Raw genomic sequence first — 13,173 nt, 5'->3', positions numbered from 1 at the left:
ACACCTTCGGTTAGTGCGACCTTAGGCGGCTTGTGCCACCTGTGTCTGCTGTGTATCTTGATCAGCCTTTGGCCGTTTGGCCGAGACCTGTTTTTAGCGATTGGCCCCAAGAGGCGAATCCTGCGTTTTTATATAAAAATTGAGGAGCACATCGATGCGCGTAATCCTGTTGGGAGCTCCGGGGGCCGGTAAAGGTACTCAGGCAAAGTTCATCACCGAGAAGTTCGACATTCCGCAAATCTCTACTGGCGACATGCTGCGCGCAGCGGTCAAGGCCGGCACCGAGCTGGGCCTGAAAGCCAAGAGCGTGATGGACGCCGGTGGCCTGGTATCCGATGACCTGATCATCGGCCTGATCAAGGACCGCCTGGAGCAGCCTGACTGCGCCAACGGTTGCCTGTTCGACGGCTTCCCGCGCACCATTCCTCAGGCTGAAGCCCTGAAAGCCGCTGGCCTGGCCATCGATTTCGTGGTCGAGATCAAGGTCGATGACGAAGAAATCGTCCGGCGTATTTCCGGTCGTCGCGTCCACGAAGGCTCCGGCCGCGTGTACCACGTCGTGTTCAACCCGCCGAAAGTCGAAGGCGTGGACGATGTGACCGGCGAGCGGCTGGTACAGCGCAAGGACGACGTCGAAGAAACCGTTCGTCATCGCCTGTCGGTCTATCACTCGCAGACCAAGCCACTGGTCGACTTCTACGAGAAGCTCGAAGCCCAGGACGGTACGCCCAAGTGCAGCCACATCGAAGGCGTCGGTTCGGTTGAGTCGATCACGGCCAAGGTTCTCGAAGCCCTCAGCTAAGAGAAACCGTACGCAGTGAACAACGGCCCGCTTGCGGGCTGTTTTGCGTTTACAATGGCGCACTTTTTTTCCCGACCATGGATACCCCCTGATGAGCACCCTGCTGGCCCTGGATACCGCCACTGAAGCCTGTTCGGTTGCCTTGCTGCACGACGGCAAGGTGCTGAGCCACTATGAGGTGATTCCACGCCTGCACGCTCAGCGCCTGCTGCCGATGATCAAGACCCTGCTGGCCGAAGCCGGGATCGGCCTCAATGCCCTGGACGCGATTGCCTTTGGTCGTGGGCCGGGTGCCTTTACCGGTGTGCGTATCGCCATCGGTGTGGTTCAGGGCCTGGCCTTCGGTCTCGAGCGTCCGGTATTGCCGGTGTCCAACCTGGCGGTGCTGGCCCAGCGCGCCTATCGCGAGCACGGCGTTCGCCAGGTGGCCGCAGCCATCGATGCGCGCATGGATGAGGTGTATTGGGGCTGCTATCACGAAGTCGGCGGCGAAATGCGTCTGCTGGGCAACGAAGCTGTTCTGCCGCCGGAACGTGCGTCCCTGCCAGCGGACGCCAGCGGCGAATGGTACGGTTCCGGCACGGGCTGGGGCTATGCCGAACGCATCGCCGTCAAACCCGTTGCCATGGACGCCAGCCTGCTGCCCCACGCCGAGGACCTGCTGACTCTGGCGACCTTTGCCTGGCAACGTGGTGAAGCGATCGTCGCCGATCAGGCTCAGCCGGTTTACCTTCGTGATCAGGTCGCGACGCCTAAAGCGCGGTGATGTCAGGCCGATACCAAGGCAATAGCGATGTAATGGCACTTATCGAACTAACTTCGTCGATAAGCGACCTTTCATCGCCAAACCCGCGATTCAGAGCCCTGTTCTGAACTCTTTTTCAAGATGTGTGGTCTAGTTATCGTTCGGAGAATTGCCAGGGGGCTCTCCGTGACGTTAAATTGCCACTATCTAATAAAGTAGAGAACGCCGTTATGCGTATAGACGGACCCTCAGCACGCTCCTACCCGATAAAGCGCAAGCCACGCAAAGGCTCTGCGACGGTCGAAGGCACCTTCGAAGAAGTAGTAGACAGTGAAATCGAGGTTCCTGCGCAACCGGCCAATACTGCTCGTCGGCAAAGTGCCGGCGGCGCCCAGTCGGCGCCTACTCCCAACGTTCCTGCACGTCAGCAAGACATTATCTTCCCTCGCTCCATGAGTCGCCGTGTCGCGACCGCACTGGCCAGTTACCTGAATACTGCCAGTTTCGTCGATTGGGATCTGGAAGTGTCCGGGCTCGATCTGCACGTTTGAACAGCCTGCCTTACTACATCGGTTGTCCGTCCTGGGGTGATAATGCCTGGCGCGGCTCGTTGTATCCGCCGCAAACCCGCAACAACGAAATGCCCGACCTGTACGCCCAGGTCTTCAATGCCGTCGAAGGCAATACCACTTTTTATGCACGTCCCGCCGCCTCTACGGTGCAACGCTGGGCGCAAGTGTGGCCGGAGCATTTTCGTTTCACCGCCAAATTCCACGGCGATATCAGCCACGGTGGTGATCTGCGAGATCGGCTACAGGCCGCCGAAGAGTTCAAGCAACTGCTCGCACCCCTGGGCGCCAGGGTCAGTCCGTTCTGGCTGCAGCTGTCCCGCAGTTTCACGCCCAATCGCCTGGGTGAACTGGCCGCCTTTATCGATGCCCTGGAGTGCCCTCTGGCGGTAGAAGTGCGCAACATGGCCTTCTTCGAAAAGGGTGAAGAGGAGCGCATGCTCAACCGCCTGTTGCTTGATCGCGGTGTCGAACGTATCTGCCTGGATTCGCGGCCGCTGTTCAGCTGTGTTTCCAGCGACCCTGCGGTGCTCCATGCGCAATCGAAAAAGCCTAAGGTGCCACTGCGCCCGGCGGCCATGACGCAGTTTCCGCAGGTGCGCTTTATCGGCCATCCTTTACTGGAAGCCAATGATCCGTTTCTCGCCCCTTGGGTCAGCAAAGTCGCCGAGTGGATCGAAGAAGGCCGCACGCCGTATGTGTTTCTGCATACCCCGGACAATATCCAGGCACCGGACCTGGCCCGCCGCTTCCATCAGCAATTGATGGCACGCTTGCCGGGCCTTGCGCCCCTGCCGGAGCTCAAGCCCGAGGTCGAACAGCTGGGTTTACTCTGACAAACCCTGTACATGTGGCTACCCTGTGTAGGACACAGCCTTGGGAGTAAGCACATGGATTCGCTGCAACGGCTTCGTGCCCACACGTTCAAAGCGCTACATGAGCGCAAAAGCGCTTTTATCGTCGCCAATCCCTGGGATGCCGGTTCCGCCAAACTGCTGGCCGCGATGGGGTTTGAAGCACTGGCGACCAGCAGTGCGGGCCTGGCCTTCAGCCTGGGGCGTACCGATGGTGACGGCGGTATCAGCCGTGACGAGACCCTGGAAAACATCCGGCAGATCATCGCCGCCACCGCCTTGCCCATCACCGCTGACCTGGAAAACGGTTTTGCCCATAGCCCCGAAGGCTGTGCAGAGAACCTGCGCCAGGCCATTGCCTGCGGCATTGTCGGCGCGTCCATCGAAGATGCCAGCGGCAAGGCAGAAGCCCCCATTTATGAATTCGAGCATGCCGTGGAGCGGGTCAAAGCTGCTGTGGCCGTGGCGCGCAGCCTGCCATTCCCCTTCATGCTGACGGCCCGCGCGGAGAATCTGCTGCATGGCCGCACGGATTTCGCCGATACCCTGAGACGCCTTGAAGCCTATGCCGAGGCAGGCGCGGATGTGCTGTACGCGCCGGGTTTGCAGACGCGCGATCAGATTGCGGCGGTGGTCAAGGCGGTGTCGCCCAAGCCAGTCAATGTGCTGATGGGCCTGGACGGCGTGGCGTTGTCGGTACGCGATCTGAGCGAGCTGGGGGTCAAGCGCATCAGCGTCGGTTCATCTCTTGCGCGGGCGGCGTTTGGCGGCCTGCTACGGGCGGCCGAGGAGATGCGCGACCATGGCACCTTTACCTATGCCGAACAGGCGATGCCGTTTGCCAGGTTGAATGGGTTATTTAAAGATTAAGCTGTTGGAGCGAGGCTTGCTCGCGAATCGTTCGCTGCGGTGTGACTGAAAGACCGGGTCGTCATCTTCGCGGGCAAGCCTCGCTCCAACGGGTGTAGACCTTAGGCAGCCATCCGTAGATTCTGCAGAATGATCGGACGGGCCCAGCCGCTATCAAAGTTGAGTGCGCGCTGTTGTTCGGTCATTTCGTGTTCGCTGAACGGCTCGGCAGGCGGTGGCAGCAGATCCCATTCGAATTCGGCAATCGGCAGGTGCAGAGGTTTTGGCTGCGGGCCTGGGCCAGGGTTGACGGTGTCGTCGTACGGGTTGAGCACATTTGGGCGGACCCAGTTGTTCTCGACGTCCAGGTGGCGCTGCTGGGCGATCATGTCGCTGATGCTGAACGGCTCAGGCGCCGGTGGCAGCAGGTTCATTTCGAATTCGGCAATCGGCAGAAACAGCGGCTCAGGCGGCTTGCGCTCGGCATCCACCACCGGGCAGCCGCGCTGCTCGACGATCTTGCCCAATACTTGCGCACCGGCAACCGGTTCGCCGGTACTGCTGTCGACACTGACGCTGAAGGTCGGTGCAGCAGGCTCGTTGGCGTTATCGTCGACACCCTGAGCCATCGCCCGGCTGAACGCATCCTGCCACAGCTGCGTAACGCCGCCGAGCACACGGGTATTGGGTACGCTGTAATCGCCAGCGTAGGCCAAGTAACCGATTGAGGATGAGGTCTGAATGTCTGACATAGCGCTCAGTACATACCGTGGGTTCTGGCAAAATGCCGGATACTTTGTTTATCGGCAGTTTTTGCCAATCATTAATACTTTTTTGAGCGTGCGGACACACAATGAGTGAGCAACAAGCGGGCAGTCGAATCCGGGTCGAAGCCCTGGCCGGTCAGAGCCAGGAGCAGGCCGCCAAGTGGGCGGGGCGCCTGGGTCTGCCGCTGGAGGATGACAGCGCCGATTTCGCCCTGCAGGTCAGCAGCGACGGCTTGCAGCTGCAGCAATTGGGCGACGATGTGCCTGGCCCGGTGCGGGTGGATTTCGCCGAGGGTGCGGTCGCCCACAGGCGGTTGTTCGGTGGCGGCAGCGGGCAGATGATCGCCAAGGCCGTGGGCATTCAGCCCGGCGTGCGACCCAGCGTGCTCGATGCCACGGCGGGGTTGGGCAAAGACGCGTTCGTCCTCGCCAGCCTGGGTTGCGAGATGAGCCTGATCGAGCGCCAGCCGATCATTGCCGCGCTGCTGGAAGACGGTCTTGCACGGGGTGCCAACGATGCCGACGCGGGCCCGATCACCCGTCGCATGCGCCTGTTGACCGGTAACTCCATCGAGTTGATCCGCGCCTGGGAAGGCACGCCACCGCAAGTGATTTACCTTGATCCGATGTTTCCCCATCGGGAAAAAACCGCGCTGGTGAAGAAAGAAATGCGCCTGTTTCGCCCGTTGGTGGGTGATGACATGGACGCCCCGGCGCTGCTCGAAGCCGCCCTGGCCCTGGCCAGTCACCGGGTGGTGGTCAAACGCCCGCGCAAGGCACCGTGCATCGACGGGCCTAAGCCTGGGTATGCGCTGGATGGCAAATCCAGTCGTTATGATGTGTATCCGAAGAAGGCCCTGAAGACCTGATTGTCGCAGCTTTTAAAAAGTCATCGCTAACCGAAATCCATGATTCTTTGTGGGAGCGAATTTATTCGCGAAAGCGGTGCGTCGAGCGATACAACCGATTCGAATGTACCGTCCTCTTCGCGAATGAATTCGCTCCCACAGAAATCAATCGCTACTGCGATAGGAGCTTACGGCTTCGAACCGAAGTCTCAAGCTTGATACGCCCGCATAAACAACCCCACCACATCCTGCACATGCTGCTCTTCGACGGCCGGGTCCAGCTCGTCGCACAGACCGATCATCAGGCGGAAATTGCACGCGCCCTTGAGCAGGCTGAAAAAGTGCTCGGCTGCGGTTTTCGCAGAAGGGAAGTGCAGGGCGCCGCACGCCTGGATCTGTACCAACACCCGCTCCATTTCCATCAGCAAACGCTGTGGCCCGGCTTCGAAGAAGATCTTCGACAGCTTCGGGTCCTGACTGCCCAGGGTCACCATCAGGCGGTGCAGTTCGATGGATTCGGCGCTGTTGGCCAGGGTATTGAAGCCGCGGCCGATGCTCAGCAGCACCGTCTCTACCGACTGGCCGCTGTTGAGATTGAAAAACAGTTCCGGGATCTGCTCCTCACAACGCGCCACCACGGCGGCGGAGAAGAGCGTCTCCTTGTCGGTGAAGTGGTTGTACACCGTGAGTTTCGAGACCCCGGCTTCGGTCGCCACGGCATCCATGCTGGTATTGGCATAGCCATTACGCACGAACAGATTTTTCGCGGCTTCGAGGATGGCCTGGCGTTTGGCCAGGTCCTTGGGACGGCCGGGGCCGGATGCGCCTGTAGAATTGTCGGACATAAACGTTTTAATAGTGGACTCTTGAGTTCGGTAATTCTTAATATACTGGCGAGTACAATTATTCCAAGCTCTGACTGCAAAGGTCTTCACTATGTTCCGCGATGCCTTGTCTCTTGTCCTGCCATTAAGCCTGGTGTCGTTACTGGCCGCCTGTGGTCAGGAAGTCGCACCTCCTGCCAGTGTTCGTCCTGCCATGGTAGTGCAGCCGCTGCCATCCTCACAGTCGGCAGACAGTTATCCCGGTGAAGTCCGCGCCCGCTTCGAGCCGGACCTGGCTTTCCGCATCGGCGGCAAGGTCAGCAAGCGCCTGGTCGAGGAAGGCCAGCGGGTCAAGGCTAATCAACCGCTGGCTGAGCTGGATGCCCAGGATGTGCGCCTGCAACTGGACGCCACCCGCGCCCAGGTCGCCGCCGCCGAGGCCAACCTGCAGACGGTCCGCTCCGAGCGTGATCGCTACAGGGCGTTGGTGGACAAGCAGATGGTCAGTCATTCGCAGTTCGATAATGCCGAAAACCTTTATCGCGCCGGTGAAGCCCGCCTCAAGCAGCTCAAGGCCGAGCTGACCGTCGCCGACAATCAGACCAGCTACACCGTATTGCGTGCCCAACAGGATGGTGTAGTCACCAAACGCCTGGTGGAAGTCGGCCAGGTGGTGGCTGCCGGGCAAACCGTATTTACCCTGGCCGCCGATGGCGAGCGCGAAGTGCTGATCGGCCTGCCGGAGCAGAGCTTCAACCGCTTCAAGGTCGGCCAGGCCGTGTCGGTGGAACTGTGGAATCAGCGCGACCAGCGTTTCCAGGGGCGCATCCGTGAGTTGTCGCCGGCCGCTGATCCGCGTTCACGCACCTTCGCCGCACGCATTGCCTTCAGCAGCGGCAAGATTCCCGCCGAACTGGGCCAGAGCGCACAGGTGTTTATCCAGTCCGAACAGGCGGTGCCTTTGGCGGTGCCGTTGTCGGCCCTGACGGCGGAAAACGGCAATACCTACGTCTGGCAGTTGCAGGCCGACGACACCCTCAAGCGCATTCCGGTACAGATTGGCCCCTACGGTCAGGAAACCGTGCCGGTGCTCAAGGGCCTGGCCGCCAGCGACTGGGTTGTCGCAGCGGGGGTGCATGTATTGCACGAAGGGGAGAAGGTCCGTCCGGTGGATCGCAATAACCGCACGATCAAGCTGGCGGCGAAGGAGTAGGCACGGATGCGTTTCAATCTTTCCGAATGGGCGCTGAGTAACCGCCAGATCGTGCTGTACCTGATGATTGTCCTGGCTCTTGTTGGAGCAATGTCTTACACCAAGCTGGGGCAGAGCGAAGACCCGCCGTTCACCTTCAAGGCCATGGTCGTACGCACTCTGTGGCCCGGCGCCAGCGCCGAAGAAGTGGCGCGTCAGGTCACCGACCGCATTGAAAAGAAGCTGATGGAAACCGGCGAGTACGAGCGTATCAGTTCGTTCTCCCGGCCCGGTGAGTCGCAGATCATTTTCGCCGCCCGTGACTCGATGCTGTCCTCGGCGCTGCCGGATCTGTTCTATCAACTGCGCAAGAAAACCGGCGATATCCGCCAGACCCTGCCGCAAGGCATTCAAGGCCCTTTCTTCAACGATGAATTCGGCACCACCTTTGGCAATATCTACGCCCTGACCGGTGACGGCTTCGACTACGCGGTGCTCAAGGACTACGCCGACCGCATCCAGATTCAGCTGCAGCGGGTCAAGGACGTCGGCAAGATCGAACTGATCGGTCTGCAGGACGAGAAGGTCTGGATCGAGCTGTCGAACGTCAAGCTGGCCACCCTCGGCCTGTCCCTGCAAGCGGTACAGCAGGCCCTGGAAGCGCAGAACGCGGTGCAGGCCACCAGCTTCTTTGAAACCCCCACCGAGCGCGTGCAGTTGCGGGTGACGGGGCGTTTCCTCTCGGTGGACGAGATCCGCAACTTCCCCCTGCGCGTGGGTGACCGCACTCTGCGCATCAGCGATCTGGCCGAGGTGCATCGCGGCTTCACCGATCCACCGTCGCCACGCATGCGCTTCATGGGCGATGACGCCATCGGTCTGGCCGTGTCGATGAAGGATGGTGGCGACATTCTGCAGTTGGGTCACGCGCTGGAGGGCGAGTTCGAGAAGATCCAGCGCAACCTGCCGGTGGGCATGCAACTGCGCAAGGTGTCCGATCAGCCGGCGGCGGTGAAAACCGGGGTTGGCGAGTTCGTGCATGTACTGGCCGAAGCCTTGGGCATCGTCCTGCTGGTGAGTTTTTTCTCCTTGGGCATGCGTACCGGGCTGGTGGTTGCACTGGTCATCCCGTTGGTACTGGCCATGACCTTTGCCAGTATGTCGTTCTTCGGCATCGGCCTGCACAAGATCTCTCTGGGGGCGCTGGTACTGGCCCTGGGCTTGCTGGTGGACGACGCGATCATCGCTGTGGAGATGATGGCGATCAAAATGGAACAGGGCTTCGACCGGCTCAAGGCGGCCAGTTATGCCTGGACCAGCACGGCGTTCCCCATGCTCACCGGGACCCTGATCACCGCCGCAGGCTTTCTGCCCATTGCCACCGCCCAGTCCAGTACCGGCGAATACACCCGCTCGATCTTCCAGGTGGTGACCATTGCCCTGCTGGCGTCGTGGGTAGCGGCGGTGGTATTCGTGCCTTATCTGGGGGATCGGCTGCTGCCGGACCTGGCGAAGATCCACGCGGCCAAACATGGCAGCGGCCCTCACGATCCTTACGACACCCGGTTCTATCGTCGGGTGCGCGGGGTCATCGAGTGGTGCGTACGCTGGCGCAAGACGGTGATCGTGCTCACCGTCGGCCTGTTTGTGCTGTCGATCCTCATGTTCAAGTTTGTGCCGCAACAGTTCTTCCCGGCCTCGGGGCGACTGGAGTTGATGGTCGACCTGAAACTGGCCGAAGGCGCCTCGTTGAATAACACCGCCGATCAGGTCAAGCGCCTGGAAGCGATGCTCAAGGACAAGGTCGGCATCGATAACTACGTGGCCTATATCGGCACCGGTTCGCCGCGCTTCTACCTGCCGCTGGATCAGCAATTGCCCGCAGTGAGCTTTGCCCAGTTCGTGGTGCTGGCCAAGACCATCGAGGACCGCGAGGCCCTGCGTACCTGGCTGATCGGCGCCCTCAATGAGCAGTTCCCGACCCTGCGTTCACGGGTCACGCGCCTGGAAAACGGCCCGCCTGTGGGTTATCCGGTGCAGTTCCGCGTCTCCGGCGAGCATATCGAGGAAGTACGCGCCCTGGCGCGCAAGGTCGCGCTCAAGGTGCAGCAGAATCCCCATGTGGCCAACGTCCATCTGGATTGGGAAGAGCCGAGCAAAGTGGTGTACCTCAACGTCGATCAGGACCGCGCCCGGGCCCTCGGCGTGACCACGGCGGATTTGTCGCGCTTCCTGCAAAGCTCCCTGACCGGTTCCAGCGTAAGCCAGTACCGTGAAGACGACGAACTGATCGAAATCCTCCTGCGCGGCACGCCGGAAGAACGTCAGCAACTGGGCTCACTGGCCAGCCTGGCGATTCCTACGGCCAATGGCGCCAGTGTCTCACTGTCCCAGGTGGCGACGCTGGAGTACGGCTTCGAGGAAGGTGTCATCTGGCACCGCAATCGCTTGCCGACGGTGACCGTTCGCGGTGATATCTACGGCAAGGAACAGCCGGTCACCCTGGTCAAACAGATCCTGCCGACTCTGGACGATGTGCGCGCTGAACTTCCGGACGGTTATTTGTTGGAAGTGGGCGGCACGGTGGAGGATTCCGAGCGCGGGCAGAAGTCGGTGAATGCCGGGGTGCCGCTGTTTATTGTGGTCGTGCTGACGCTGCTGATGGTGCAACTGCGCAGCTTCTCGCGGATGTTCATGGTCTTCCTTACCGCGCCCTTGGGGCTGATCGGCGTGACCCTGTTCCTGCTGGTCTTTCACCAACCGTTCGGCTTCGTCGCCATGCTGGGCACCATCGCCCTGTCGGGGATGATCATGCGCAACTCGGTGATTCTGGTGGACCAGATCGAGCAGGACATCACGGCGGGCCTGACGCCGTGGAACGCTACGGTGGAAGCCACGGTACGCCGCTTCCGCCCCATCGTGCTGACCGCCCTGGCGGCGGTGCTGGCGATGATCCCGCTGTCACGCAGCGTGTTCTATGGGCCGATGGCGGTTGCGATCATGGGCGGGCTGATTGTCGCGACGGCGTTGACGCTGCTGTTTCTGCCGGCGCTGTATGCGGCGTGGTTCAGGGTGAAAAAATAAAGTGTGAGCCGGCTTGCTGGCGATGGCGTCGGTGCGGTCACTGACGCCCTTGCGAGCGCTTCGCACTCGATCGCCACCAAGGCGGCTCCCACGGTTTTGCGCTAACTCTCTTGATGCTCGCTGATCAGGTTCAGCAACTCATCGGCCAGGGCCTTGGCCATATCGATCAAATACAGCCCGGCAAACGCCAGATTGCGGTCGGAACCTGTGTGTTGATCGCCTGCTTCATAGATCACCGCCGCCGCGCATCGCAGCAGGTCGAACAGGCGAGTCAGGAGTTCTTCGAAGGTGTGGGGTGGGTCGGGGACGAGCTTTTTAATCATGGTGTAGCCTCGTAAGTTTTGGAGCCTTCTCATTGCCGTTTCCACACGGCGAAGAGGTGGCAGCTATGAACGGGGTGGAAAACCGAGTCACGAGCACCCCGGCCAGACCGAAGTCTGCCCGAACATAGCTGCCATAAAGCCTTACCCGAAGGTAAATAACCTGAGGCACTGATGCGTTCGTAAAAGACAGGTTTCCACACCCGGCCACTGATTTCAGCGGCGGGACGCAGGCTAATTCCTGAATCTGACGAGCACAAGCGGGGGAGGATTGTTTAGGAAATTTCACTCAAAGGATAGAGAGCGATCCTTCGGAATCGTCTCATTTGGTGTGCTCAAAACCGCAGCGGGTAGTACATAACTATCTGAATCAACGACATCCTGTGGGACCGGCCGGGCGGCGCTCGGCTTTAGCCGGGAGAGCGTCATCAGTTTCAAAGGCGCCCTCCGGCTAAAGCCGGTCCTACGGATCATTGCATTCCAATCCGACGTTACAGCGCGCCAAATACCTTCTTCGCCAGGCTGGTAGCGGCAGCGGCCGGGTTGGCGCGGATGCTTTCTTCCTGCTTGGCGATCATTTCAAACAGGCCGTTCAGCGCCTGTTCGGTCACGTAGTTTTCGACGTTGGCCGACTTGCTGTCGATCACACCGAAGGACGCAGCCTGGCTGGCGAAGGCGTTGTATTTCTGGGCCACGCCAACCTTGTCGGTGGCTTGCTTGACGATGGGCAGGAACTTGGCGCGAATCTGTTCGCGGCTGCTCTTGTCCAGGTATTGGGTGGCTGAGTCCTTGCCGCCCGCCAGAATGCCCTTGGCGTCGGACACGCTCATTTTCTTCACGGCATCGACCAGCAAAGCCTGAGCCTGAGGCACTGCCGCTTCGGCAGCCTGGTTCATGCTGTTCTCCAGCTGATCGACCTGATCACCCATGCCGAACTGCTTCATTTTCTTGGCGGCCTTGCCCAGGTTGCCCGGCAACTCGATGCGCACGTCCTTGTTGTTGCTGAAACCACCGGGCACGCCCAGTTGTTTGACCGCAATCTGCGCACCCTGGCTGAGGGCGTCTTTCAGGCCGCCGGTGGCGTCGGACTGCGACAGATCGCCCAGCGACAGGGCAAAGGCGTTGGCCGACAGCAGCAGGCCGCTGCACAGGGCGGCGAAACCGAGGGAAGAGCGGAACATAGGGGCATCCTTTTCTAATAAAGCTTTCTTGAAAACTGCTGGCAGCACCATTGCACGATGGCGCAGCCCTGGTCGGGAAGATCCCAGGCGTCAGCGCGCCGGATTCAGGCGAATGCGCAACGGCTGTGGATCCTTGCCGTCCAACTGTACGCCATGCCGTTCGGTGGTGACGAATAGAAGTTGTCCATCCGATTCGATTCGCGCACTGATTGCGTACTGATGGCCGGGCTGGATCTGCGTCGGATCGTAATGCAGATGGAAGGGCAGCGGCACCTGGCCTTTGACTGGGCCGTTTTGCTGGGCGAGGACCAACGCCGGGGCGTCGGCGAGGGAAACGTCCTGCAGGCTGACGCTCAGGGTGGCGGTCGGCGGCAAGGCCATGCGTTGCAGGTAGAAGACTTCGCCATCGAGGCTGGCGTGAGTGGATGGTTGCAGGTTGCTGCAGGCGCCGAGCAGGGCGGCCATCAGCAATAGGGTAAGTTTTTTCATGGGCCTATCCGTATTTCGGTTGCGCTGACAAAGAGCTTGCGCGAGGGGCCGGAATTTATAGGATTTGCCCGCGCAGATCAGCAGCTGAGATGTCCTGTAACACAGTCTAGACGGGTTGCGGGAAGAAGGGAGGGCGCGCCACATCAAGGCGATGTGCCGCGCTGGATCGATCAGCCGTTGACTTGAACGACCTGAATTCTCAGGCCGGTCTGATCAGTGTCGGTCGGTTGTACGCGTTGCATTGTGTCGTTGATCCACAGCAGGCGGCCTTGCAGCTCGATGCGCGCCTCCAGTTCATAATCACGGCCTTGCGGCAACAGCCTGGCGTTATAGCCGAGTTCGAAGGGTAGCGGCACTTGTCGGGTAACGTCGGTTTGGCTGACCGCAATAGTGATTGCCGGAGCGTCATATGCGGTGATGTCATTCAGCGTGACCGTCAGGGTGCAGCCCTCAGGCAATGCAATGCGTGGCAGGTAATAAACTTCGCCTTGCAGGCGGGTAACGCGTTCACTGGTCATTTCAATTTCCTTATTGAAAGAAGTGCCGAAAGTGGCACGGACGAAAAGTTAGCAGTGAACGAAATGTTCGTAGCGCTAAATAAAGCTTCGTCCGCCAATCGACACTCTCCCTCAGAAAATCCCTACAAATT

General features: G+C 60.2%; 14 protein-coding genes. 8 read left to right on the top strand and 6 right to left on the bottom strand.

From position 1 onward, the window contains the following. Positions 1–154 precede the first annotated feature (154 nt). The 5 genes from adk to M2401_RS21200 all read left to right on the top strand — a co-directional run bounded on the left by adk (position 155) and on the right by M2401_RS21200 (position 3,840). Positions 155–802: an adenylate kinase gene (adk, locus tag M2401_RS21220; RefSeq protein ID WP_259105799.1), complete on the top strand. Its 648-nt coding sequence runs from the start codon at positions 155–157 to the stop codon at positions 800–802. Positions 803–893: 91 nt separating this feature from the next. After that, complete coding sequence (tsaB, locus tag M2401_RS21215) at positions 894–1,568, top strand: tRNA (adenosine(37)-N6)-threonylcarbamoyltransferase complex dimerization subunit type 1 TsaB (RefSeq protein ID WP_259105798.1); 675 nt, start codon at positions 894–896, stop codon at positions 1,566–1,568. 209 nt (positions 1,569–1,777) lie between these two features. Then, positions 1,778–2,098: a hypothetical protein gene (locus M2401_RS21210; RefSeq protein WP_259105797.1), complete on the top strand. Its 321-nt coding sequence runs from the start codon at positions 1,778–1,780 to the stop codon at positions 2,096–2,098. Further along, positions 2,095–2,952 carry a DUF72 domain-containing protein gene (locus tag M2401_RS21205; RefSeq protein ID WP_259105796.1) on the top strand — a complete coding sequence of 286 codons (858 nt, stop codon included), beginning with the start codon at positions 2,095–2,097 and terminating at the stop codon, positions 2,950–2,952. The genes M2401_RS21210 and M2401_RS21205 overlap by 4 nt, the downstream gene beginning before the upstream one ends. 54 nt (positions 2,953–3,006) lie before the next feature. After that, positions 3,007–3,840, top strand: coding sequence for an oxaloacetate decarboxylase (locus M2401_RS21200; RefSeq protein ID WP_259105795.1), 834 nt, complete (start codon positions 3,007–3,009; stop codon positions 3,838–3,840). 101 nt (positions 3,841–3,941) lie between these two features. On the opposite strand, the gene M2401_RS21195 is transcribed toward M2401_RS21200, so the two are convergent. Beyond that, positions 3,942–4,571: an energy transducer TonB gene (locus M2401_RS21195; protein WP_259105794.1), complete on the bottom strand. Its 630-nt coding sequence runs from the start codon at positions 4,569–4,571 to the stop codon at positions 3,942–3,944. 101 nt (positions 4,572–4,672) lie between these two features. Here M2401_RS21195 and M2401_RS21190 point away from each other — a divergent pair, with 101 nt between their 5' ends. Then, a complete protein-coding gene (locus M2401_RS21190) occupies positions 4,673–5,455 on the top strand; it encodes a class I SAM-dependent methyltransferase (protein WP_259105793.1) in 783 nt (260 codons plus the stop codon). Between the two features lie 188 nt (positions 5,456–5,643). Here the strand turns inward: M2401_RS21190 and M2401_RS21185 are convergent, their stop codons facing one another. Continuing rightward, positions 5,644–6,279 (bottom strand): TetR/AcrR family transcriptional regulator, encoded by a 636-nt coding sequence (locus M2401_RS21185; protein ID WP_259105792.1) that lies wholly within the window; start codon positions 6,277–6,279, stop codon positions 5,644–5,646. 91 nt (positions 6,280–6,370) lie between these two features. On the opposite strand from M2401_RS21185, the gene M2401_RS21180 reads away from it, so the two are divergent. Then, the gene (locus M2401_RS21180) at positions 6,371–7,471 is read left to right on the top strand and encodes an efflux RND transporter periplasmic adaptor subunit (protein WP_259105791.1); all 1,101 of its coding nucleotides are present in this window, start codon (positions 6,371–6,373) and stop codon (positions 7,469–7,471) included. Between the two features lie 6 nt (positions 7,472–7,477). Next, complete coding sequence (locus M2401_RS21175; protein ID WP_259105790.1) at positions 7,478–10,534, top strand: efflux RND transporter permease subunit; 3,057 nt, start codon at positions 7,478–7,480, stop codon at positions 10,532–10,534. A gap of 101 nt (positions 10,535–10,635) precedes the next feature. Here M2401_RS21175 and M2401_RS21170 read toward each other — a convergent pair whose 3' ends face one another. The 4 genes from M2401_RS21170 to M2401_RS21155 form a co-directional block, all read right to left on the bottom strand. Next, a complete protein-coding gene (locus M2401_RS21170; RefSeq protein ID WP_259105789.1) occupies positions 10,636–10,857 on the bottom strand; it encodes a DUF6124 family protein in 222 nt (73 codons plus the stop codon). Between the two features lie 488 nt (positions 10,858–11,345). Further along, a complete protein-coding gene (locus tag M2401_RS21165) occupies positions 11,346–12,035 on the bottom strand; it encodes a DUF4197 domain-containing protein (protein ID WP_259105788.1) in 690 nt (229 codons plus the stop codon). 90 nt (positions 12,036–12,125) lie between these two features. After that, complete coding sequence (locus tag M2401_RS21160) at positions 12,126–12,524, bottom strand: YbaY family lipoprotein (RefSeq protein ID WP_259105787.1); 399 nt, start codon at positions 12,522–12,524, stop codon at positions 12,126–12,128. Between the two features lie 170 nt (positions 12,525–12,694). Next, positions 12,695–13,042 (bottom strand): YbaY family lipoprotein, encoded by a 348-nt coding sequence (locus M2401_RS21155; RefSeq protein ID WP_259105786.1) that lies wholly within the window; start codon positions 13,040–13,042, stop codon positions 12,695–12,697. Positions 13,043–13,173 lie beyond the last annotated feature (131 nt).

The organism is Pseudomonas sp. JUb42 (genome assembly GCF_024807945.1).
Taxonomy (GTDB): Bacteria; Pseudomonadota; Gammaproteobacteria; order Pseudomonadales; family Pseudomonadaceae; genus Aquipseudomonas.
This window is presented reverse-complemented; position numbering and strand designations above follow the sequence as displayed.